Origin of the sequence: Paenibacillus sp. H1-7 (assembly GCF_022354825.1) — a bacterium.
Lineage (GTDB): Bacteria > Bacillota > Bacilli > Paenibacillales > NBRC-103111 > Paenibacillus_S.
This window is the reverse complement of sequence record NZ_CP031168.1, coordinates 3,430,811-3,451,247: the sequence shown is the minus strand read 5'-3', so window position 1 is coordinate 3,451,247 and position 20,437 is coordinate 3,430,811. Positions and strand designations below refer to the sequence as shown.

Annotated in this window: 20 protein-coding genes; 3 read left to right on the top strand and 17 right to left on the bottom strand. The window is 49.8% G+C overall.

The window, feature by feature from the left end; genetic code table 11:
• Positions 1-35: 35 nt before the first annotated feature.
• Positions 36-3,479 (bottom strand): methionine synthase, encoded by a 3,444-nt coding sequence (gene metH / locus DVH26_RS15405; RefSeq protein WP_239634553.1) that lies wholly within the window; start codon positions 3,477-3,479, stop codon positions 36-38.
• 261 nt (positions 3,480-3,740) lie between these two features.
• Here metH and DVH26_RS15400 point away from each other — a divergent pair, with 261 nt between their 5' ends.
• A complete protein-coding gene (locus tag DVH26_RS15400; RefSeq protein WP_239634552.1) occupies positions 3,741-4,283 on the top strand; it encodes a 1,2-dihydroxy-3-keto-5-methylthiopentene dioxygenase in 543 nt (180 codons plus the stop codon).
• 71 nt (positions 4,284-4,354) lie between these two features.
• On the opposite strand, the gene DVH26_RS15395 is transcribed toward DVH26_RS15400, so the two are convergent.
• The 5 genes from DVH26_RS15395 to DVH26_RS15375 form a co-directional block, all read right to left on the bottom strand.
• Positions 4,355-5,170, bottom strand: coding sequence for an HAD family hydrolase (locus DVH26_RS15395; RefSeq protein ID WP_239634551.1), 816 nt, complete (start codon positions 5,168-5,170; stop codon positions 4,355-4,357).
• 52 nt (positions 5,171-5,222) lie between these two features.
• Positions 5,223-5,726, bottom strand: coding sequence for a hypothetical protein (locus DVH26_RS15390; RefSeq protein WP_239634550.1), 504 nt, complete (start codon positions 5,724-5,726; stop codon positions 5,223-5,225).
• A gap of 37 nt (positions 5,727-5,763) precedes the next feature.
• Positions 5,764-6,753 carry an aldo/keto reductase gene (locus tag DVH26_RS15385; protein ID WP_239634549.1) on the bottom strand — a complete coding sequence of 330 codons (990 nt, stop codon included), beginning with the start codon at positions 6,751-6,753 and terminating at the stop codon, positions 5,764-5,766.
• 18 nt (positions 6,754-6,771) lie between these two features.
• Positions 6,772-6,966 (bottom strand): DUF896 domain-containing protein, encoded by a 195-nt coding sequence (locus DVH26_RS15380; protein ID WP_239634548.1) that lies wholly within the window; start codon positions 6,964-6,966, stop codon positions 6,772-6,774.
• Between the two features lie 130 nt (positions 6,967-7,096).
• Positions 7,097-7,465, bottom strand: a complete 369-nt coding sequence (locus tag DVH26_RS15375) for a LysM peptidoglycan-binding domain-containing protein (RefSeq protein ID WP_239634547.1) — start codon at positions 7,463-7,465, stop codon at positions 7,097-7,099.
• Between the two features lie 145 nt (positions 7,466-7,610).
• Between DVH26_RS15375 and lexA the strand changes: the two genes are divergently transcribed.
• On the top strand, positions 7,611-8,234 hold the full coding sequence (gene lexA / locus DVH26_RS15370; RefSeq protein WP_239634546.1) for a transcriptional repressor LexA: 624 nt from the start codon (positions 7,611-7,613) through the stop codon (positions 8,232-8,234).
• Between the two features lie 155 nt (positions 8,235-8,389).
• On the opposite strand, the gene glnA is transcribed toward lexA, so the two are convergent.
• The 7 genes from glnA to DVH26_RS15335 form a co-directional block, all read right to left on the bottom strand.
• The gene (glnA, locus tag DVH26_RS15365) at positions 8,390-9,769 is read right to left on the bottom strand and encodes a type I glutamate--ammonia ligase (RefSeq protein WP_239634545.1); all 1,380 of its coding nucleotides are present in this window, start codon (positions 9,767-9,769) and stop codon (positions 8,390-8,392) included.
• Positions 9,770-9,810: 41 nt separating this feature from the next.
• Positions 9,811-10,221 (bottom strand): MerR family transcriptional regulator, encoded by a 411-nt coding sequence (locus DVH26_RS15360; protein ID WP_239634544.1) that lies wholly within the window; start codon positions 10,219-10,221, stop codon positions 9,811-9,813.
• 96 nt (positions 10,222-10,317) lie between these two features.
• Entirely contained in the window at positions 10,318-11,565 is a 1,248-nt protein-coding gene (locus DVH26_RS15355) for a methionine gamma-lyase family protein (protein ID WP_239634543.1), read from the bottom strand.
• Positions 11,558-12,880: a GTPase HflX gene (gene hflX, locus DVH26_RS15350; protein WP_239634542.1), complete on the bottom strand. Its 1,323-nt coding sequence runs from the start codon at positions 12,878-12,880 to the stop codon at positions 11,558-11,560. The genes DVH26_RS15355 and hflX overlap by 8 nt, the downstream gene beginning before the upstream one ends.
• On the bottom strand, positions 12,877-13,875 hold the full coding sequence (locus DVH26_RS15345) for an AAA family ATPase (RefSeq protein WP_239634541.1): 999 nt from the start codon (positions 13,873-13,875) through the stop codon (positions 12,877-12,879). The genes hflX and DVH26_RS15345 overlap by 4 nt, the downstream gene beginning before the upstream one ends.
• 274 nt (positions 13,876-14,149) lie before the next feature.
• Positions 14,150-14,818 (bottom strand): HAD family hydrolase, encoded by a 669-nt coding sequence (locus DVH26_RS15340; protein WP_239634540.1) that lies wholly within the window; start codon positions 14,816-14,818, stop codon positions 14,150-14,152.
• Positions 14,819-14,999: 181 nt separating this feature from the next.
• Positions 15,000-16,211 (bottom strand): GTP-binding protein, encoded by a 1,212-nt coding sequence (locus tag DVH26_RS15335; protein ID WP_239634539.1) that lies wholly within the window; start codon positions 16,209-16,211, stop codon positions 15,000-15,002.
• Between the two features lie 313 nt (positions 16,212-16,524).
• Here DVH26_RS15335 and DVH26_RS15330 point away from each other — a divergent pair, with 313 nt between their 5' ends.
• Positions 16,525-17,334, top strand: coding sequence for a GNAT family N-acetyltransferase (locus DVH26_RS15330; RefSeq protein ID WP_239634538.1), 810 nt, complete (start codon positions 16,525-16,527; stop codon positions 17,332-17,334).
• Between the two features lie 79 nt (positions 17,335-17,413).
• On the opposite strand, the gene DVH26_RS15325 is transcribed toward DVH26_RS15330, so the two are convergent.
• The 4 genes from DVH26_RS15325 to DVH26_RS15310 form a co-directional block, all read right to left on the bottom strand.
• Positions 17,414-18,043 (bottom strand): YdcF family protein, encoded by a 630-nt coding sequence (locus DVH26_RS15325; protein ID WP_239634537.1) that lies wholly within the window; start codon positions 18,041-18,043, stop codon positions 17,414-17,416.
• Positions 18,044-18,045: 2 nt separating this feature from the next.
• Positions 18,046-18,444, bottom strand: a complete 399-nt coding sequence (locus tag DVH26_RS15320; protein WP_239635384.1) for a VOC family protein — start codon at positions 18,442-18,444, stop codon at positions 18,046-18,048.
• Entirely contained in the window at positions 18,444-19,400 is a 957-nt protein-coding gene (locus tag DVH26_RS15315) for an ADP-ribosylglycohydrolase family protein (RefSeq protein ID WP_239635383.1), read from the bottom strand. Before DVH26_RS15315 ends, DVH26_RS15320 begins: the two co-directional genes overlap by 1 nt.
• 310 nt (positions 19,401-19,710) lie before the next feature.
• The gene (locus DVH26_RS15310; protein WP_239634536.1) at positions 19,711-20,415 is read right to left on the bottom strand and encodes a peptidylprolyl isomerase; all 705 of its coding nucleotides are present in this window, start codon (positions 20,413-20,415) and stop codon (positions 19,711-19,713) included.
• Positions 20,416-20,437 lie beyond the last annotated feature (22 nt).

Below are 20,437 nucleotides of genomic sequence, written 5' to 3'. Positions count from 1 at the left end.
CGGAGTCCGATAGGAACTCCACTCTAATAAGATGCCTAACTTTTATCAACATTAAAATAACGTGCCTGCGGATGGGCAAATACAATGGCCGAAACCGATGCTTCCGGCTCCATCATGCTGCCTTCCGTTAGATGGACTCCGATATCCTCCGGGTTCATTAAGGCAAACAGCTGCTGCTGATCGTCCAGATTCGGACATGCCGGATAACCGAAGGAGAAACGCTGTCCGCGATATTTCGCGCCGAAACGCTCCTGCATGGTCATCTCCGCTGGATCCGGGAAGCCCCATGTGTCGCGCATCATTTCGTGTACTCGCTCAGCCAGCGCTTCAGCTGTTTCAAGAGCTGTTGCCTGCAGAGCATGCGAGCGAAGATAATCGCCTTTCTCGCGCCATTCGGCCGCTTTCTCGCTGATTCCATGGCCTGCCGTTACAACCAGGAAGCCGATATAATCCATCTCTCCGCTGTCGGTCGATTTCAAGTAATCCGCAAGACACAAATACGGCTCTGTGGTTTGCCGCGGGAAGGAGAACTTCTGGAGCACCTTGGTGACATCATTCGGGTCATACACGATAACATCGTTGCCTGACGATTGCGCCGGGAAGAAACGATACATACCATGCGCTTTGATGATGCCTTCCTTTTGGGCTTCGGCCAAGATTTGATCGACCGTTTCCTTCAATTGAACGGCTTTCGGATCCTTTTCCGCCAACAGCTTCTCAACTTTGCCTTTCAAGCCGAGATGGTGTCCGAGCAGCATCTGCATGTTGATGTAAGGCATTACATGGCTGATCGGATAGTCGCGGATTACACGGCGCTCCAGATCTGGAGGAACCTGAACCGGCAGCGTACGGTCGACAGTCGAGGTTCTGACGCGAGTCAGCTCCGGCATCGAATCTTCTTTCTTGCCGGCCTCCATCACGTCGGATTCCATGCTTTCACGCAATTCCCTCACAAGCTGCTCCCTCTGTTTAGGGTCGCTCAGCTTATTAGCGATATCCAGCCCGTCCATCGCATCTTTTGCATATAATACAAGGCCTTCATACTCAGGTGCAATCCGTGTTTTCGTAAATTTACGGGTAAGCGCCGCTCCGCCGACCAGAATCGGCACGTCGATGCCGGCATTTTTCAAATCCTGAGCCGTCACGACCATTTGCTGAGCCGATTTTACGAGCAGACCGGACAATCCAATAGCATCCGCTTTCTCTTTGCGGTACGCCTCGATCAGCTGCTCCGGCGGTACTTTGATACCCAGGTTAATAATTTTGTAGCCGTTATTGGACAAAATGATTTCCACCAGGTTTTTACCGATGTCGTGAACATCGCCCTTAACGGTGGCGAGAATGATTTTACCTTTCACGGCGCTCTCCGACTTCTCCATGAATTGCTCCAGATGAGCAACCGACGCTTTCATTACTTCAGCGCTTTGCAGAACCTCGGCGACAATCAACTCGTTGTTATTGAACAAGCGGCCGACCTCTTCCATCCCTTTCATCAACGGTCCGTTGATAATATCGAGAGGAGCATACTTCTTCAATGCTTCGTCCAGATCCGGAATGAGACCTTCCTTCGTTCCCTCGACTACATAGGACCCGAGACGTTCTTCCAAGGTCAAATTCGAGATGACTTCCTTCTTCTCCACCTTCTTCTCGCGGAAGTGGGCTACGAATTCAGCCAAAGTCTCGTCGTTCGTATTGAAAATCAGCCTTTCGGCCAGCTCTCTCTCGTGCTCCGGAATGGATGCGTAGCGCTCGAGGTTTTGCGTATTGACGATCGCATAATCCAAGCCGACCTTCGTACAATGATACAAGTAAACCGAGTTCAGAACTTCGCGTCCTGCCGGCGGCAAGCCGAAAGAGATGTTACTTAAGCCAAGAATGGTCTTACATTCAGGATATTTCTCCTTGATCATCCGAATGCCTTCAATCGTTTCGACAGCCGATCCGATATATTGAGGGTCACCGGAGCCTACAGGGAACATATTCGGGTCAAAAATGATGTCCGACGGATTCAAGCCGTGCTTCTTGGTAAGAAGCTCATACGCCCGGTCCGCCACTTCCATCTTCGCCTGCCGCGAAACCGCCTGGCCCCGCTCGTCGATCAAGATCATGACTACCGCTGCGCCATATTTATGAATAAGCGGTACGATGTTGTCGAACTTCGTTTCTCCGTCCTCAAGGTTAATGGAGTTAATAATCGCTTTCCCTTGGGAATATTTCAATCCAAGCTCGATGATATGATCGTAGGTCGAGTCAATCATCAGCGGAACCTTTACTTTTTTGACGACTTCCTTCAAAAAGTTTTCCATGGTATACGCTTCATCGATATCCGTATCCTGTACGTTAATATCGATAACCGCCGCACCGTTCTTCACCTGAGCTCGGGCAATTTCTGAGCCCTCTTCGAATTTGCCTTCCTTCATCAGCCGCTTGAACATCCGGGAACCGGAAATGTTCGTACGCTCCCCGACCATGTAAGGGCGGTTGGCATCTTCGAGATATACTGTTTCAATACCGGAGACGGCCGGCAAATGGCCTTCGGACTTGACTCTCGGCTTGTACTCAGATAATGTCTCAGCCATTGCCCGAATGTGATCCGGCGTCGTTCCGCAGCATCCGCCCGCAATGTTAAGCCAGCCTTGCTCTGCGAAGCCGGCCAGCTTCTTGGCAAGCGATTCCGGCGATTCGTGGTATTTCCCGTTCTCATCCGGAAGTCCGGCGTTCGGATAACAGCTTACCGCTGTTGTAGCTAGCTCGGACAAAGTACGGATATGATCACGCATAAATTCCGGCCCTGTAGCACAGTTAAGACCAATGGAAATCGGCTTCAAATGCTCCAAAGAAATATAGAACGATTCGATATTTTGCCCTGCGAGCGTCGTTCCCATAGGCTCAATCGTGCCGGAAATCATGATCGGAAGCTGAATTCCCAGCGTGTCCATAGCTTTACGGACACCAATACTGCCTGCTTTAACATTCAACGTATCTTGGGAAGTCTCCAGCAAAATGGCATCTACCCCGGACTCAATCAATGCCAAGGTTTGCTCGTAATAGCTGTCGACCAGCTCGTCAAACGTTACACCGCCTGTAACCGAAAGCGTCTTCGTTGTAGGACCCAAAGCACCGGCAACATAACGCGGCCATTCCGGCGTGCTGAATTTTTTCGCAGCATCTACAGCCAATTTGGCAGCCAGCAGGTTGATTTCACGTGCGCGATCTTGTAGATCGTATTCAGCCAATACTACGCTTGTTGCTCCGAACGTGTTCGTCTCAATAATATCGGCGCCCGCGGCAAAATACGCCTCGTGAATCTTGGATATAACATCGGGCCGAGTGACAACCAGGTATTCGTTACAGCCGTCCAGATCCTCTCCGCCAAAATCTTCGGCGGTCAAATTTTCCTGTTGGATCATCGTACCCATAGCGCCGTCCAAAATCATAATTTTCTTCTCTAACTGTTCCTGCAATGATGTTTTACTCATCCCAATCTTCCTTTCACCGACGCCCTTCCAATGAATATCTTGGATGTATGGCCCATTTTCCTATATATACACCACAAAAAGTCGAATATTGTAAGCTTAAGTTTACCAGAAACATTACCTATTGAAAAGCAATTCCAACCGTTTTCCTTTGAATAATCTTTATAATTCCTATTGGTTTTGTCGTGAATAGGCCATCGACAGAAGCTGTTATTTCATCTATAATAAAAGAAGCAACTATTTTTATTCGAAAGAGGGATTAGCATGGCAGAAATTCGCATTCGCAACACCAACGAGCGCATCTCCGGCGAACAAAATGTAAAAGCATTTTTAGACAAACAAGAAGTATTGTATGAGCACTGGGATGCCAACAAGCTTCCTGCATCGCTGCAAAATAAATTCACATTGTCTGACGAAGAAAAAGCGGAAATTTTGGCAACCTTCGAACCGGAAATCAAAGATTTGGCAAGCCGCCGCGGCTACTTGACTTGGGATCTGATTGCCTTGTCCGATGCTACTCCTAACTTGGATGAACTGTTGAAAAAATTCGAGCAGGTTCATACCCACACTGAAGATGAAGTTCGCGCAATTACGGCTGGTAAAGGCATTTTCATCATCAAAGGTACGGACGATGTTGGATACTTTGATGTTGAGCTGGAAGCCGGCGATGTAATCTCCGTTCCGGAACATAAACCGCACTTTTTCACACTTATGGAAAATCGTCAAATCGTTGCCGTTCGTTTGTTCATCGAAACCGAAGGCTGGATCGCTCATCCTTTCGCGGATCCAAACTTCCAACAAGCCTAATCGTACAAAAGACCCTCTGCTTAGTCGTAAAGCGGAAGGGTCTTTTTCTTAATCTTGTTAGCTTAAATCTATTACTTAACTGTATTAATAGAATGATTAATAGTATCAATAACACCTTGGATTTCTCTAAGGTTCGTTATTTCATAAGCCGGAACGATTTCATCCGTCCGGGATACAGCATGGCGATTGATCCACATGTTAGGCATACCTACTCGTCCGGAGCCCAGAATATCCGTTGTCAGCTTATCCCCAATCATAACCCCTTGCTCAGGAGTAATACCGAGAAGCTCCATAGCATGATGGAAAATCGACGAAGCAGGCTTTCCTTCACCAAAGTTCCCTGAAATAACAATATGATCAAAATAAGGAGCAAGATCCGGAACTCCAGCCAATTTTTCCTTTTGCAGGTCAGGTGAACCGTTCGTGAGCAGAAGCAGCTTGTAGTTCCCCTTCAGCTGCTTCAACACCTCGAATGTCTCCTCATATACAAAAGGGCGCTTCCGGCGTTCTGCCGGGAACAACTCACCGAGCTTGTAGCCGAGCTCCGCATCGTCGATCCCTAGCGCTTTAAGACCTAGGGTCCAGGATTGCGTCCGATATCCTGGCGCAAGCTGCTCGAGCTTGCGGAAATTGTCATTCTCCCCTTCGGTGAAGTTAGCCCAAAGGCCTTCAAAAGGGTTAATTCCGATCATTTGGGTGAACGGAAACGTTTCATATGACTCATACAGCGCGCGAGCTTCTATGCGTACCGCCGTTTCCAACTCCGACGGGTCAATATCGTAATATTTTGCAGCTTCTTCGCAAGTAGCCTGAAACGCTTCCTTCACACTGCGGTCATCCCACAGCAATGTATCGTCCAAATCAAAAAGTACCGCTTGTATGCTCATTCTCATTCCATCCTTTTCCCATGAAGTATGATACGGCCATGTTGTCCGATCTTTAACTTATCTTTAGCTTTACGGCATTATGTTCAGCGAATTCCTGCAGATGCTCTGTCAGTGCTGCCATATCGAATCGGTGATACAATTTCGTGAATACCCATCGGGTTTTAGTGGTTGAAATGACAACCGCGTCTTTCAATATCTCAATCTCTTGAATGTGTGCGGCATCGACTCTTTTATCCCCTGAGAATCTGCGCGACACTAAATAGTTTTTCCCGATTCTTAAGAATGGGCGGCGAACAAAAAAGATGAACAAACCTAGAGCCATGTAACTGCCCCCGGTTACCCAATACAAATTATCGCTCTGGTAAGTGTCCCTGAATGCAATGTAACAAAAAATCCCTATGCAAAACAGTACGATCGGCATTACCCAGCTTCGTCCGCGGATAGTCACCGTGCCGTCGGATGCCGTTTCGTTTACCAGCGGCTTGCCCTGCTTCGTTCTTACTTTATTGGCAGCTTTGGAGTTTTTCTGAACCATTCGTTCCCACTTACGAGACATGCTTGTTATCTCCTTATAGAAGTCTTTACGACCCTCATTATACTCGACGTGCGAATTTTTCAATAAAACGGTAAGGGTAATCGTCTTCCAACGCGCTGACCCGGTCGAGTCTTGTCCAATGTTCGTCCGTGAGTCTCCAGCCTACGGACCCCATATTCTCCTCGAATTGCTCAAGTGTGCGGGCGCCAAAGATCGGGGATGTTATGCCGTTCTTATTAATCAGCCAGTTCAGCGCCACTTGAGCGGGAGTTTTGCCGATTTCATCGGCAATAGCGGTCACCTCGTCCAGGATGCGGAAGTTTTTATCCGTATTTCGGAGCTCCCATCGGCTCTCCCCGGCCTTAGAAGATAACCTTCCCTCAACCGGCTCCTGGCCTCTTACATATCTTCCGGTTAGAAATCCGCCGCCGAGCGGTGCCCATGGAATGACACCAACCTGTTCCTCAAGACAGAGCGGAATGACTTCACGGTCCATTTGACGGCTAACCAAACTATATTGCGGCTGAATGGATATGAATCTGGCATATCTTGCAAAATCACTATAGCTTAATGATTTCATCAGCTGATACGCCAAAAAGTTGGAGCAACCGATGTATCTGACTTTACCAGATGTCACCAGGTCATCCAACGTTCGAAGCGTTTCTTCAATCGGTGTAATTTGGTCCCATACATGCAGCTGATACAAATCGATGTAATCCGTATTTAAACGCCGCAGGCTCGCTTCTACACCATCCATAATATGTTTGCGCGATAAACCGACATGGTTCACATTGTCACCGGTAGCAAACCGAACCTTTGTAGCCAATATAACATCGGAACGGCGCTCCTTTATCGCTTTGCCAACAATGACTTCCGATTGACCGGAAACGTAAACGTCTGCAGTATCTATGAAGTTCCCTCCGGCATCCAGAAACCGATGAATCATCTGAATGGAGTTGGACTCGTTCGTGGTATTACCGAAAGTCATTGTCCCCAAGCACAGCTCGGAGACGGCAATGCCGCTTCTCCCCAAAACCCGATACTGCATTATACTCTTCTCCCCCGATTACTGCTTGTTCTCATCGTCCACAAATTTAATATTATCCAGCTGATTGCGGAGATTGCTCTTGAAAGCTTCTATATAACGCTTTCTTAATGTGTTGCGCTCTTCAATCTCTTCTTCAGTCAGTTCAGACGACTTCGCTTTTCGTGCCAGTTCATTAATTCGCTTGATGTATTGATCGTGTTCTGATTCGTTCATTCCAATCCTCCTGGTTATCTCGTGTCTGGTACATGAAAGCACAAGAACAGACAGCGCCAAATGCATCAAATTATACTTTGACATTACAGGATTCGATTGTCAAGAGCAGGAACAGATCCGTACTCAAACGTTAGGGTAAGACGAGAATTTGTCCTTCATGCAGCACATTCGATTTAAGCTGATTCACTCGCTTCAATTCATATATGTATTCCGAAACATTCTGCCCTTGCTCAAGGTGCTCGTTCGCGATGCTCCAGAGCGTGTCGCCTCTATCGACTTCTACCGTCGACTTCAACGCGCTTCCGTTAGCCGCGGCTAACGCGTCTTGATCTCCACCGAACAGGGAGATAAAAAGACTTAGTATGATTATCAACAGCCCTGCGGCCAGCAAAGCGCCTAGCCTGGCTAGCTTTACTTTATTCATAGACTTCTTATTTGCCTTATGGTTGCGGTTGTGAGTAGATACCGTGCTGCGGATTAATTGTTCATTCATATACATGTTCAACGACCCCCAAACATTTGTTCTGGTATTAAATTAACACGAACAAATGTTTGTGTCAACCGTTTTTTCGAACTTATGTTTGTACGAACTCCGGTTCTGTGTTATACTTTGGATAATAATTACCAATACTGGAGTGATCGTGATGAGCAAACTATCCAATCGGCAGCTGGCGATACTGGAATTTATAAAGAATGAAGTAAAAGATAAAGGATATCCGCCTTCCGTTCGAGAAATCGGTGAAGCCGTCGGACTTGCTTCCAGTTCTACTGTGCACGGACATCTGGAGCGTCTTGAGAAGAAGGGCCTCATCCGCCGCGATCCAACTAAACCGAGAGCCATAGAGATCACTGACGGCTCCTCTACCGAAGGCAGCCAGTTCGACCTGTCCGTTGCCCGGGTGCCATTGATCGGACGCGTCACGGCCGGTGTACCGATTACAGCTACGGAGAACATCGAGGACTACTTCCCTCTGCCAAGCCACTACGTCGGCGACCACAATGTGTTCATGCTCAGCGTTATCGGCGATAGTATGATTGAAGCCGGGATCCATAACGGAGACTACGTGATCGTGCGCCAGCAGCAATCTGCGAACAACGGTGACATTGTAGTAGCCATGACGGAGGATGATGAAGCAACCGTGAAACGGTTCTACAAGGAGAAGGATCATTTCCGTTTGCAGCCGGAGAATCCTACCATGGAACCGATTCGCTTGAATCAAGTTACCATACTGGGACGAGTTGTCGGGGTATTTCGCGACATCCATTAACATCAAACAGCCGGGATTCACGGAGCCTTCGCTCCTGATCCCGGCTGTTTTTTCTTCTTTCATAAGCATTACCGTTGCTGCATCCTGCTTATTAACACACTCAAACTTTAGACAAAAAGAAAACCCGGCGCCATCCGGCACCGGGTCGTTCCTTATTAATACAGAGTCAAATACTGCTCGCGCTCCCAAGCATGGACTTGCGTGCGGTAAATGTCCCACTCGATTTCTTTAAGCTCTACGAAATGCGCCAGAGCATGATCGCCCAAAGCATCGCAGATCACATCGTCTCGCAGAAGCTCATCCAGGGCCTGCTTCAAATCAACAGGCAAGCTAGGAATGCCTTGTTCCTCGCGCTCTTCCTCGGACATCACATAGATGTTTCTGTCTGTAGGAGGAGGAAGCTGCATTTTATTCTTAATGCCGTCCAATCCCGCTTTCAGCATAACGGCCAGAGCCAGATAAGGGTTCGCCGCCGGATCCGGGTTCCGCACTTCTACACGTGTGCTCAAGCCGCGGGAAGCAGGAATACGGATCATCGGGCTGCGGTTGCTCGCAGACCATGCGACGTAGCATGGAGCTTCGTAGCCTGGAACCAGACGCTTGTAAGAGTTAACCGTCGGGTTCGTAATCGCTGCGAATGCGCGGGCGTGACGCAAAATACCGGCCATATATTGTCTTGCTGTGGCGCTTAGGCCCAACTTGTCGCTTTCGTCATAGAACACGTTCGTTTTGCCGTTGAACAGCGATTGGTGGCAGTGCATACCCGAACCGTTCACGCCGAACAAAGGCTTCGGCATAAAGCTCGCATGAAGACCGTGCTGTCTGGCTACCGTCTTAACGACCAGCTTGAACGTCTGGATTTGGTCAGCCGCTTTGATCGCACTCTCGTATTTGAAATCGATCTCGTGCTGACCTGGAGCTACCTCGTGATGGGAAGCCTCGATCTCGAAGCCCATTTCCTCCAAAGTCAATACGATTTCGCGGCGGCAGTTCTCGCCCAAGTCCATAGGAGCCAGGTCGAAATATCCGCCTTGGTCGTTCAATTCCATCGTCGGATTGCCATTCTCGTCGGTTTTGAACAGGAAGAATTCCGGCTCTGGACCAACATTCATATCTGTGAAGCCCATTTCTTCGGCTTCCTTCAGCGCAGCTTTCAGAATGCCGCGCGGGTCCCCAGGGAACGGACGGCCGTCCGGCAAGTAAATATCGCAAATCAGACGAGCGACGCGATCCTCTGTTACCCAAGGGAATACGACCCATGTGCTCAGGTCAGGATACAAATACATGTCGGATTCTTCAATACGAACGTAGCCTTCGATGGAGGAGCCGTCGAACATCATTTTGTTATCCAATGCTTTCTCCAGCTGGCTTACCGGAATTTCCACGTTTTTGATCGTGCCCAGCAAGTCGGTAAACTGAAGTCGGATAAAGCGTACATTTTCTTCCTTCGCAATGCGTAAAATGTCCTCTTTTGTGTATGTTTTATCTGTCACGGTCGATTTCTCCTCCTTGGTATCACTAAAATGACAGAGCATGTTCGAAAGACGAACTTAACCCTTGCTCTGATGAAGCCTTTTCATTTCTTGAAGAAACGTGAAAGCTCTCCTTGAATCAAAGATACTTGCCCCCGCTTACCTCCGCCCAGCAGCTGCTGCTTCAGCATACGGTGAAGTTGGGAATCGGTCATCTCTCTTCGCTTCACTTCCGATTGCTCGTTGAGGACCGTTGCTTCCTCGGAGTCTTTGGAAACCGGCAGCAGCACTTGCTTGATGCCCGCTATGTTAACTCCCTTTTCGATCAAATCTTTAATCTCCAGCAGCCGTTCCACATCGTTAAACGAATAGAGCCGCTGATTCCCGCCGGTTCGGGCAGGAATAATAAGTTCATGCTGTTCATAATACCGGATCTGCCTTGCCGTCAAATCGGTAAGTTTCATTACAATCCCAATCGGAAACAGTGCCATATTGCGGCGAATATCATCACTCATGACCTTTTCACCCCTGTTAACAGAAAACCTAACCCCATTGTAACCTCGCTACATAAACGTGTCAAGTTATGTTAGGTTTATGCGATGTATAGGGTGCTACAACAAACCGCGATCGATCATGTTCTGCAGTGCTGTCAGCACGCCTAACTTGCAGTGGGAATACGTTAACCCGCCTTGCATGTAGGCGATATAAGGCTCACGGATCGGCGCATCGGCAGACAGCTCCAGGCTTCCTCCTTGAATAAAAGTCCCTGCCGCCATGATGACCGGATGCTCGTATCCCGGCATATCCCACGGCTCGGGAACCACATGAGAATCAACCGCGGCCGCCTGCTGGATGCCCTGTACGAATGCAATCAGATGCTTATCGCTCGTGAAGCGGATCGCCTGAATCAGATCGGTTCTCGGATCGTTCCAGTGCGGATGGGTGACGAAGCCCAGCTCTTCGAATACCGCAGCGGCAAAAATCGAGCCTTTGACTGCTTGTCCGACGAGATGGGGCGCCAGAAACAACCCCTGATAAATACTGCGAGTCGTACCGAGCATGGCGCCTACTTCCCCGCCGATCCCCGGTGCGGTCAACCGGTACGAAGCGAGCTCGACGTATTCGCTTTTTCCAGCAATGTATCCGCCCGTGGCAGCAAGGCCGCCTCCCGGATTTTTGATCAGGGAGCCCGCCATCAAATCGACGCCGACCTGAGTCGGCTCTATAAGCTCAGTAAATTCGCCATAGCAGTTATCTACGAAGACGATGACATCCGGCTTGATTTCCTTGACGAATCGGACCATCTCCCCGATCTGCTCGACCGTAAAGGAAGGTCTCCACGAGTAGCCGCGGGAACGCTGGATACCGATAACCTTCGTCTTCACGTTAATTCGTGAGCGGATCGCTTCAAAGTCCGGCGCCCCGTCATCTAGCAGGGCAACCTCGCCATAGGCGATGCCCCAATCCTGCAGTGAGCCCTTCCCGTCTCCAGGCTTGCCGATTACCTTGTGGAGCGTGTCGTAAGGCCTTCCCGTAATCATCAACAGCTCGTCCATCGGTCTTAGTACGCCGAAAAGCGCCGTTCCAATCGTATGAGTCCCAGACACAAAATGCGGCCGCACCAAGGCGGCCTCCGTTCCAAACACTTCCGCATACACCAGATCCAATACTTCCCGGCCCCGGTCGTTATAGCCGTAACCCGTAGAGCCCGAGAAATGATAGTCACTTACTTTATGATTTTGGAAGGCCCTAATGACCTTCCATTGATTTTGGTCGATAATGCGGTCGATTTCTTTGATTTTCCCCTCAATAACCTGCTCGGCACGCTCCATCCATGCCGTAATGCGTTCATTAAACATGCTCCGAATTCTCTCCCTTGATTTGTGCCTGATCCATGGCGTAAGCAGCCAGCAAATAGCCCAGTTTATCGTATTCCTTATTGTTTACTCTGACCTGAAGCAGCATATCGTCGCCGTCCACTTCGTTTTCCAGCACTTCTCCTACTCTGTAGACGAGCGATATGACGTCGCCTTTTTCCGCCGGAATGCGGAACGTCTTGCAGTCCCCCATCAGCCGCGATTCGATAACCTCACGGATTTTTTGCAGATCCTCATCCCGGTAAGCGGAGATTTTCAAATAGTCCCCTTCGGCCGTCAGCATCTCGATCTGTTCCTGTGAACACAAATCGATTTTGTTGAATAAAGTAATCTGCTCCTTCTGGTGAGCCCCAAGCTCCTCCAGCACCTCGTCGACGACCTTCATTTGCGTTACCATCATCTCGGAGGAGCTGTCCACTACGTGTAAAATAAGATCCGCTTCGTTAGCCTCTTCCAGCGTGGCGCGGAACGCGGCGACCAGATCATGCGGGAGGTTTTGGATGAATCCTACCGTATCCGTCAACACGATCTCCTTGCCGCTTGGCAGCTCCAGCGTGCGGGAAGTCGGGTCTAAGGTGGCGAACAGCTGGTTCTCGACATACACATCGGCTTGCGTCATCTGTTTGAGCAGCGTCGATTTGCCGGCGTTCGTATAGCCTACCAGCGCGACCTGGAACACGCCTGTTTTTTTCCGGCGCTCTCTATGCAGATTGCGGTGACGGACAACCTCTAGCAGCTGCTGCTTCAGTTCGTTGATCCGGTTGCGGATGTGACGGCGGTCCGTCTCCAGCTTCGTTTCCCCCGGACCGCGGGTACCGATGCCTCCGCCGAGCCGGGATAAGTTTTTGCCCTGCCCCGACAATCTCGGCAGTAAATAGCTCAGCTGAGCGAGCTCGACTTGAATAATCCCTTCGCGCGTTTTGGCGCGTCCGGCAAAAATATCGAGAATCAGCTGTGTGCGGTCGATAATTTTTACATCGAGAAACTGCTCCAGATTGCGAACCTGCGCACCGGACAATTCCTGATCGAATATCGCCGTATTCGCATCATGCTGCTCGAGCAGCTGCTTCAGCTCCTCTGCCTTGCCTTTTCCTATAAACCATTTGGAATCTACGTTTTCTTTATTCTGCGTTAACGTATCCAATACCTCTACACCGGCCGTTTCGGCCAAGCTTACGAGCTCGGATAACGAATATTCCGGAGAATAGGCATCCTGCCTTTTTTGCTGAGGGGTAACAAGGCTGACTAATACAGCCCGCTCCTGCTCGTGTTCAATCGTGTGCGTCGTTGGTTTCATAAAGTTTTGTATATCTCCTTTGCAGGTTTTCGCTCCAGCTTTACATCCTCGGGACGAAGGTTCATCAAATCCTGTTTGCTCGGCTGCTGCGTATGCTGATTTAATAGACGAACCGCATGGTTGCGCATCGCCTTTTCGATGAGATTACGGACATAGCGCGCATTGCTGAACGCCGTTTCCGGATCGCTCTGCTGCTTCTCCGTCATAATTTGCTGTCTGATTTTCATCTCCGTCTGAGGCATTAAAGCATATTCCCGTTCCTTAATCATGATTTCCGCTATTTGCATCAATTGATCGACCGTATAGTCCGGAAAGTCGAGCTGAATGGGAAAACGGGACGGCAAGCCCGGATTCGTCTGGAGAAACAGCTCCATCTCCTGTGAATATCCCGCCAGGATAAGGATGAACTGATTCTTGTGGTCCTCCATCGCCTTCACCAGCGTATCGATCGCTTCCTTGCCGAAATCTTTCTCGCCGCCGCGCGCCAAGCTGTAAGCCTCGTCGATAAACAGCACGCCTCCCAGTGCTTTTTTCACAAGCTCTCGCGTCTTCAATGCCGTATGACCTATGTATTCGCCTACCAGATCGGCACGCTCGACTTCAATCAAATGACCTTTACTTAGCACACCCATCGTCTGCAGCAGCTTCGCGATGATTCGTGCTACCGTCGTTTTGCCCGTACCCGGGTTGCCCTTGAACACCATATGATACACCTGACTATTGGCCATTAAGCCAACTTCAGCCCGGAATCCGCCGATGCGCAGCAGCGCATAAATCTCGAATACGAGCTCCTTCACGTTGTCCAAACCGACCATCCGATCGAGCTCCTTCATGATTTCCCCGAATTGTCCTTGCTGGGACAACGGTTTGCCGCGATAATGGGGCTCCGCCTCGGCGCTCATGCTTACCGGATCCGGATTACGCAATACCACGTTCAATTGGTTGGCATTTTTCGTAATCTGTATCTGATCTGTCGGTACGACACGTCCACTCATGCGTATCACCTCTTTACTTGGTGTTAGCAGTATACGCAAGTGCCCAGTCGAATGTGCTCTTTTTCTTATCTTATTGTATAGCCATTTCATGAAATTTCAAAATCAGCTTCGTAAAGTGGGAGGTATGGGCGCTCATTGCGCAGGAACTAAGACGACCTTGTGTCTTATTATAAAGGAGTTATGAGAATTAGTAGAGGTAGAAAATAACTGTAAGGCAATATTTCTAAGGAGAAAACGGGCAGCATCATAATAATGCGATGCCGTTTCATAGGAGCTATCCCCGGATACCCGCAATCCGCTCGAACACGGTATCCAACGGCATATCGGCCATGGAATCGAGCCGCAAATCGAACTCGCCGAACTTGAGCTGACGAGTAACGGAATTTGGAACAATGACGCAATGCATACCCGCTCGTTTGGCCGCCAGCGCACCGTTCGGCGAATCCTCGAAGGCCACCGCTTCATGAGGCTGCACTCCAAGCGTTTCAAGAACGCGCAAATACAGCTCCGGATCCGGCTTCGTCTTGGCCACATCATCCCGGGTACGGACACAGTGAAAAGAATCGGTAAGCCGATGCTCCGTTAAATAGCCGATAACCCACGCTCTAGAGGAACTGGATGCGAGTCCGATGCCGATATTCAACGCCTTGCCTCGTACCAAGTAATCGGCGACGCCCGGGCGAGGAAGCTCTCCTCGCATCCGCTCGGCATACCTTTCTCTGCGCAGCAAGCGAGCGCTCTCCCGGTCAATCGGCTTGCCGATACATTCCTCCAGATATTGATAGGGCTCGAATAAGGAGCCGTCCGTTCCGATATGTCTTCCCCATACCTCTAGCGGCAATTGGGCACCATGCTCTTGATACATGGCCTGAAACGATTCATACTCCGGTGTCTCCGTATCTAGAATCAATCCGTCAAAGTCAAACACAATCGCTTTGATCAACCCGTATTCCCCCATCCGAAAATCATTCATATCCTTAATCATTAGCGGCATTGAGCATGAACGAAGACAAGCCCCTTTTCGCTCAAGCGGCTTATACTAATTGCAGCTGCTCGAGCAAAAGGAGCCTATTCAGCTTAACCGTCTGCGAATTTACACAGCAGCAGAACCATCCGCTTCCATATTATACCACGGCCGGTTCGTAATTGGGGAGTCCATCTTGGAATGAGCTCCAGTCTGCCGTCATTTCAGCCTCAGTAAGAAGACAGTCATCTAGTGAAGCGATCAGCTGCTCTTTCTCCATGTCTATTCCGATAAACACAATTTTATTGATCCTATCACCAAACTGCTCGTCGTATTCGGACCTAAGCGCAGGATCCTCCTCAAGCAAAGCACTGCGCTCTTCTTCGCTTAACGCGGCTACCCAATATCCTGCCGGCCCGAACTGAATGGACGGTCCCGCTTGACTAATGCTCTGGGCGAACGTGTTGCGGGTAGCCAGCCATACGATGCCTTTGGCACGTACAATTTCCGCAGGCCACATTTCCATCCACTCTTTAATCCGGCCCGGATGAAACGGACGCTTGCGCTCATAGACGAACGAGGAAATACCGTACTCCTCCGTTTCCGGAGTGTGATGCGAGCTTTGCAGCTCTTGTATCCAACCGGGGGAATGGCTCGCTTCGTCGAAGTTGAACAGGTTCGTATTCAAGATATCGCGAGGGTTTACTTTGCCTTCCGTTGTACGGATCAGCCTGGCTCTAGGCTGCAGCTTGCGCAGCACCTGCTCCAGCTGGGCGAGCTCCTCTTCGTCAACAAGATCGCATTTATTGAGCAGAAGCACGTCGCAAAACTCAATCTGACTGATCAGCAAATCTACAACATCGCGAGTATCGTCTACTCCAACCGCCTGCTGCCTCTCGAGAAGGGTCTCTCCCGAGCTGTAGTCATGCCAGAAACGATTGGCGTCTACAACAGTAACCATGCAGTCCAACCGGCAAAAAGCGGACAAATCGATTCCATGCTCCTCATCGATATAAGTAAATGTCTGAGCAACTGGCACCGGCTCTCCAACCCCAGTAGACTCGATGAGGATATAGTCAAATCGTCCATCCAGCGCAAGACGCTCTACTTCCTTCAACAAATCCTCACGAAGCGTACAGCAAATGCAGCCGTTGGACATTTCTACAAGCTTCTCCTCCGTACGAGACAAACCGCCGCCATTCCGTACAAGCTCCGCATCAATGTTCACTTCACTCAAGTCGTTAACGATAACGGCGACTCTCAACCCGTCCCTGTTCGACAGGACATGGTTCAGAACGGTTGTTTTCCCCGCTCCCAAATAACCGCTTAATACAGTGACAGGAATTTTGATCTTGCTTTGAAGCTGATTCATTAAAAAGCCCTCCATTTTATATGTAATTTTTACGATAAAACAACTTATCTAACCGTAATCATTACGCTTTTATTCCGTAGTCTATCCAGTTTGGTTTAATGGATAGCTCCTTTTAATTGTAATAATTACGTTTAATCAGTTTACTACTCCGTTTCCCCCTTGTCAACCACATTGTGAAATGCTGTAACAGGAGGCGGTTTAAATAATCTTCATAATTCGGCGGATAAAAAACGATTGACCGTAGAGCCAAAATGATGTATTTTTATTCATAAATTTGGTTATTTATTCGTAAGTAAGAAAGGATGTCCCGCGTATGCCAAAAGAACAAGATACTCCATTGACAACCGATTCGTGGAATCTCATCAAGCTGATTGAGCGTCTCGCTTTCCGCACTTGGCCTGCCGAAGAAACCATCGAGTGCGGAGACTTTGTATTTCGCGCCTCGCAAGGGATAACGAAGAGGGCCAACAGCGTATGGACATCTACCGGCAGCCCGTTTCCCGAAAGCAATTGGCTGGAACAAGCGAAACACTTTTATGAACGGCACACTCTCCCTTTGCTATTCCATATTAGCAACGTATCCCCGCCGGGGCTGGATAAGCAGCTGGCCGATGCAGGATATATAGTGGAAGCCCCCTGTTCGGTACTTACCGGTGAGACGGCTATAGTCATCGCAAATACGCCGGACAGTGACTCTTCCGATGACGAATGGGAAATCACGGTCACGCCTCATGCCAATTCCGCTTGGATCGACGAGTTTCTTCTTGCAGAACAATTCGACGCATCCAAACGGGCGTTTTATGAAAAGGTGTTAAGCCGCATTCAGCCGCTCAAGGGCTTCTTCTCCTTCAAAATCAACGGTCAATGCGCCGCTGTTGCAACCGTCGTACTGGAAGAAGGCTGGGCGGGCATTACCAATGTCGCTGTAGTTCCCGAACGGCGCGGTCAAGGAATCGGACGCGTGCTGCTGCATGAGTTAGCACTTTGGTGCAAGGATCAGGGCGCGCATCACCTGTATCTGCAAGTTGTTCAAGATAACATTCCGGCGTGGAGGCTGTATACGAAGGCCGGTTTTACTCCCTTGTACGAATATCATTACCGGCGTGAACCATTGCAGAGCTGAACAGTCTCTACCTTCACTGCGTGCGCGTAAGGCCAAAAAAGCCGGTGAAGCTCTCCAATGAGGAGCTTCGCCAGCCATTTTATCCTTTGAATCCCACCGTCAACAGAAGCTTATCGAGCGTCCATTTGGTCCATGCCAATGTCTCCCGGCTCTTATGCCATGACATCATAAGCACCTTACTCGCAACAGGAGCAGCTGCAGGATACTCGTAACCGAGAAATTCAGCCATATCCAAAGCCCGTGCAGCATGATATTGATGCGTAATTATGACCACTTTCCTCCAATGATGTTCTTGAACGATGGACTTGCTGAACAATAAGTTTTCGTAGGTATCGGTCGACTGATTTTCCATCCAAATGACATCGCGCGGAATCCCTTGCTCCAGCAAATAATTTCTCATTCCTTCAGCTTCCGTTAGCCTGGATTCTCCAATCTCTTGAGCGGACCCGGCTCCTCCGGAAACGATCAGACCGGGAATACGTCCCGTCCGGTACAGCTCTACCGCCTTGTCCAACCGTTCCCGCAAGCCGGGGCTCGGCTTATCCCCCCACAAAGCGGCGCCAAGCACGATACCGACATCCCCTTTTGTTTCCGGATTGTCAGTCAGCGACCCCATCAGCCATAGCAAATAGCCGATCCATAGCAATGCAGCGCAGCATAAGGCGATCACGATTCGCGCTAGCGTCCGTTTCGCGCTTTTTCGCTTCATCGTTATGTCCACACCTTCATTCTTTCAGCCAATGAGCCGGTAAACAGCTCCAGCTCGATTCCGTCAGGATCAAGGAAATTGATACTCCAACCGCCCCCGCGATATACAGGGCCTCGGACAACAGAAACTCCGGCATCCAGCAGCTTCTTCGACGCTTCATGGAAATCCGCTTCTTCTATGGAAAAGGCCATATGATCCATTCCGGCCGTATTAACCGATTCAGCTGAGCGCGGTGAAACAGGGCGTTCCAGCAAGCAGATCCATGCACTTCCCCATTCCAGATATACATCCTTGCTGCCGCGATGAACTAGGGACATGCCGAGAAAGTCCACATAAAAGGGCAGCGAACGCTCCAAGCTGGCTACCTGCAAAGTGGCGTGGTTTATTCCTCTTACCTTTATCATCGTAGTTCTTGCCCTTTCGAGAGACGATCGGAAGCCTGCAAAAGCCGTGCAGCCGTATCTTCGATATAGCTTCTCATTATAATAGGCCTGCGCCATGGTTCAGGAATCCCATTAACCCCGTAGTAGGCACCCGCCAGCTGACCGTATATCGCACCGGTCGTATCCGCATCGTCTCCGAGATTGACCGCCATCAGACAGCCTTCCTCAAAACTGCTGCTGTTGTAAAACGCCCACAGCGCAGCCTCCAGCGATTGCACTACATAACCGGAGCCCTGGATTTCCGGAGGCTGCTTTGCTTTGAATGAGCCATCGGCCACTTCACTGATTTCGGGTACAAGCCTTCTTCGCTTCCATAGGTCCGGAACAGGTGAATATAAGCTGGAGAGCAGCTCCTCCTTGCCTGCTCCTTGCAGAGCGCCGGCCAACAGTCCTCCGAAGTAACGGCATGCATCTACGGCGATTATAGAGCCGTGGGTTGTCAAAGAGCTGTCGCCTGAGCGGGTGATAGCTTCCTGAGCATTCGCTGCGTAGTACATTGGGACCGGCGCCAGCCGCATTAAGGAACCGTTGCCGGAAGCCGCTCGCTTCAAGGAGCCGCTGAACGGCTCACCCGACTGCTCGAATCGTTCGAGCGCCATGCGCACCGTATTGCCGATATCAAAGCAAACGCCGGTAGAGCTCAAGTACCCTTCACGGTACCACTTGACGTACCGCTGTATTTGATCGAGCGGATGAAACGATTCGCAGGTCAGAAGACTTTCCGCCAAGCAAAGGGCCATCGACGTATCGTCGGTCCACTCGCCCGGCTCCAGCTGAAAAGGACCGCCCCCCACCATATCCCGCAAAGGCTCGAACGAGCCCGGAGTCTTGAACTCCAGTGTTGTTCCCAATGCATCCCCGACGGCAAGTCCGAGCAAACATCCTTGATATCTATCCAATCTCGTAACATTCATCGTCATGCGAAATTTCCCCTTTCCCGCTATGCGATTGTATTCCTTCCCCAAATTCCCCTGCATCAGCAAAACGAAAACCTTGCTCGTGAGAAAACCTCTATCGAGGCCTTTCAAAGATGAGCGACCGCGTTCAATGGTAGGTTTTATCGCCAATAGGAAAGATCTTTGATGCACTTTATCGCTTTACCGATCTTAAACTTTCCTATGTGGTCAATGAAAACAGCGTGGAATTACCACGCTGTCCGTCATCATTAAAATGTATGCTTAATCTTCGCAAGTCTTACGGCAAATTGCTCGCGTTTGCAGAAAATTATTTCTCTGTAATCGTCACGGACTGGATCGTTACCTTCTCCGTAGGGGAGCTCTTCTCTCCGGAGGCTCCTACGCTAACCGGCGTTGCAGCGATCTTGTTCACCACATCCATGCCTTCGGAAATTTTTCCGAAAATCGTATAGTTCGGCTGGCGATTTAAGCCCTTGCTGTCTTCACCGGTACAGATGAAAAACTGGCTGCCGTTCGTGTTAGGACCGGAATTGGCCATGGCAACGATTCCCGGCTCGTAGCTGTACGTTTTCTTCAGCTCGTCCTCGAATTTGTATCCCGGACCTCCGCGGCCCGTCCCTTCCGGGTCACCGGTTTGGACCATGAACGATTGGATAATGCGGTGGAACACGACATTGTTATAGAATCCTTCCTTAGCCAGGAACACGAAGTTGTTAACCGTTTTCGGAGCATCCTTGGCGAACAGGTCGATTTTGAACGTTCCCTTCGAGGTCGTCACCGTAGCTTGATATGTTTTGTTTTGGTCGATTTTCATTTCAGGCGGTGCAGACCAGCTCTTCTTGGCTTGCGGGCTGCTGGTAGGCGCCGGAGTTTGTTGGGATGCGGGAGGCTGACTTCCTCCTGCCGCATTGCTGTTTTCAGCGGGCTTGGTGCCGCAAGCGGAAAGCAGGAGCGTGCATACTACGGCTACGGCAGTCCATTTGGCGGTCAATGCTGCGAATGATGCTTTCATGATTATTACTTCAACTCCATTG

Excerpts from the sequence above, each read along its gene's own strand:
- metH (WP_239634553.1), bottom strand. The coding sequence starts at position 3,479 with ATGAGTAAAACATCATTGCAGGAACAGTTAGAGAAGAAAATTATGATT.
- DVH26_RS15400 (WP_239634552.1), top strand. The coding sequence starts at position 3,741 with ATGGCAGAAATTCGCATTCGCAACACCAACGAGCGCATCTCCGGCGAA.
- DVH26_RS15395 (WP_239634551.1), bottom strand. The coding sequence starts at position 5,170 with ATGAGCATACAAGCGGTACTTTTTGATTTGGACGATACATTGCTGTGG.
- DVH26_RS15390 (WP_239634550.1), bottom strand. The coding sequence starts at position 5,726 with ATGTCTCGTAAGTGGGAACGAATGGTTCAGAAAAACTCCAAAGCTGCC.
- DVH26_RS15385 (WP_239634549.1), bottom strand. The coding sequence starts at position 6,753 with ATGCAGTATCGGGTTTTGGGGAGAAGCGGCATTGCCGTCTCCGAGCTG.
- DVH26_RS15380 (WP_239634548.1), bottom strand. The coding sequence starts at position 6,966 with ATGAACGAATCAGAACACGATCAATACATCAAGCGAATTAATGAACTG.
- DVH26_RS15375 (WP_239634547.1), bottom strand. The coding sequence starts at position 7,465 with ATGTATATGAATGAACAATTAATCCGCAGCACGGTATCTACTCACAAC.
- lexA (WP_239634546.1), top strand. The coding sequence starts at position 7,611 with ATGAGCAAACTATCCAATCGGCAGCTGGCGATACTGGAATTTATAAAG.
- glnA (WP_239634545.1), bottom strand. The coding sequence starts at position 9,769 with ATGCTCTGTCATTTTAGTGATACCAAGGAGGAGAAATCGACCGTGACA.
- DVH26_RS15360 (WP_239634544.1), bottom strand. The coding sequence starts at position 10,221 with ATGAGTGATGATATTCGCCGCAATATGGCACTGTTTCCGATTGGGATT.
- DVH26_RS15355 (WP_239634543.1), bottom strand. The coding sequence starts at position 11,565 with ATGTTTAATGAACGCATTACGGCATGGATGGAGCGTGCCGAGCAGGTT.
- hflX (WP_239634542.1), bottom strand. The coding sequence starts at position 12,880 with ATGAAACCAACGACGCACACGATTGAACACGAGCAGGAGCGGGCTGTA.
- DVH26_RS15345 (WP_239634541.1), bottom strand. The coding sequence starts at position 13,875 with ATGAGTGGACGTGTCGTACCGACAGATCAGATACAGATTACGAAAAAT.
- DVH26_RS15335 (WP_239634539.1), bottom strand. The coding sequence starts at position 16,211 with ATGAATCAGCTTCAAAGCAAGATCAAAATTCCTGTCACTGTATTAAGC.
- DVH26_RS15330 (WP_239634538.1), top strand. The coding sequence starts at position 16,525 with ATGCCAAAAGAACAAGATACTCCATTGACAACCGATTCGTGGAATCTC.
- DVH26_RS15325 (WP_239634537.1), bottom strand. The coding sequence starts at position 18,043 with ATGAAGCGAAAAAGCGCGAAACGGACGCTAGCGCGAATCGTGATCGCC.
- DVH26_RS15315 (WP_239635383.1), bottom strand. The coding sequence starts at position 19,400 with ATGAATGTTACGAGATTGGATAGATATCAAGGATGTTTGCTCGGACTT.
- DVH26_RS15310 (WP_239634536.1), bottom strand. The coding sequence starts at position 20,415 with ATGAAAGCATCATTCGCAGCATTGACCGCCAAATGGACTGCCGTAGCC.